The sequence below is a fragment of the Geminicoccus flavidas genome (assembly GCF_009806515.1).
Taxonomy (GTDB): domain Bacteria; phylum Pseudomonadota; class Alphaproteobacteria; order Geminicoccales; family Geminicoccaceae; genus Geminicoccus; species Geminicoccus flavidus.
Genome location: NZ_WUJP01000863.1, coordinates 1 through 1,416 on the forward strand (window position 1 = coordinate 1; position 1,416 = coordinate 1,416).

Sequence of the window (1,416 nt, forward strand, 5' to 3'; positions counted from 1 at the left end):
CCTCCACCGCCTCGTGCGGCCGGGCGACCTCCCAGGGGTCGGGCCGGCGCAGCCAGTTGTCGGGCTGCGCCCGCTGCCAGCCATCCTCGATGACCTGCCGGAAGATGCCGTATTCGTAGCGAAGCCCGTAGCCCATGGCCGGGAGCTGCAGCGTCGCCATCGAATCCAGGAAGCAGGCGGCCAGCCGGCCGAGGCCGCCATTGCCGAGCCCGGCATCCGGCTCCTCCTCGACAAGGGCCTGCCACTCGGCCCCATGGTCCCGGATGGCCTCCTTCACGATCGGGTCGAGGCGCAGGTTCAGGATATTGTCGGCCAGCGAGCGCCCGAGCAGGAACTCCATGGAGAGGTAGTAGACCCGCTTGGCCTTCCTGCGATCATAGGTGCGCTCCGTGCGCAGCCAGCGCTGCGAGAGGATATCGCGGACCGAGCGGGCGACGGCCTCATAGCGCTCGCGCGGCCCCACCGCCGAGCTGGCGACCACGTTGTCGAACATGAGGTGGCGCTCGTAGAGCGCCTCGCCGGTACCGGCGAAGCGGATGGGCCCGCACTCGTACTGCTCGAGGATCTCGGCGAGGAGAGGGGAATCCTGCCCGTCTCTCCCGGACCCGGTCCTGGCGCTGCCCATCCTGTTTCTTCTCCCCGATCGAACCGGCCGCGTCGGTTCAGCCTCTCTGTTCAGACATTGTCCGCCTCGGTCGAGCTGGCCGCCGGCGCAGCCCCGGCCTGCCCCCAGGTCCAGCCGGCGACCTCGGGCATGTCGTCGCCATGCCTGGCGATGTACTCCTTGTGCTCGATCAGCTTGTCGCGGATCGCCTGCTTGGCATAGGCGGCTCTCGCCCCCAGCTTCGGCACCCGGTCGATCACGTCGCCCACCAGGTGGAAGCGGTCGATGTCGTTCATCACGCACATGTCGAACGGCGTGCTGGTGGTGCCTTCCTCCTTGTAGCCGCGCACATGGAGGTTGCCGTGGCCGGTCCGCCGGTAGGTCAGGCGGTGGATCAGCCAGGGATAGCCGTGGAAGGCGAAGATGATTGGCTTGTCGGTGGTGAACAGCGCGTCGAAGTCCTTGTCCGGCAGCCCGTGCGGGTGCTCGCTGTCCGGCTGCAGCTTCATCAGGTTCACCACGTTGATGACCCGGACCTTGAGCTCGGGCGCATAGCGACGCAGCAGGTCGACCGCCGCCAGCGTCTCCAGGGTCGGCACGTCGCCGCAGCAGGCCATCACCACGTCCGGCTCGCCGCCCCGGTCGTTGCTGGCCCATTCCCAGATGCCGAGCCCGGCCGTGCAGTGGCGGACCGCCTCGTCCATGGTCAGCCATTGCGGGGCTAGCTGCTTGCCGGCCACCACGACGTTCACATAGTTGCGGCTGCGCAGGCAGTGGTCGGTGACCGAGAGCAGGCAGTTGGCGTCGGGGGG

General features: G+C 68.4%; 2 protein-coding genes. Both read right to left on the bottom strand.

All coding sequences use genetic code 11. The features are described from left to right. A partial coding sequence (locus EQG76_RS24680; RefSeq protein WP_200841089.1) for a glycogen/starch/alpha-glucan phosphorylase occupies positions 1 to 625 on the bottom strand: 625 nt, incomplete at its 3' end. A gap of 50 nt (positions 626 to 675) precedes the next feature. After that, on the bottom strand, positions 676 to 1,416 hold a 741-nt coding region (locus tag EQG76_RS24685), incomplete at its 5' end, for a phosphoketolase family protein (RefSeq protein ID WP_331463826.1).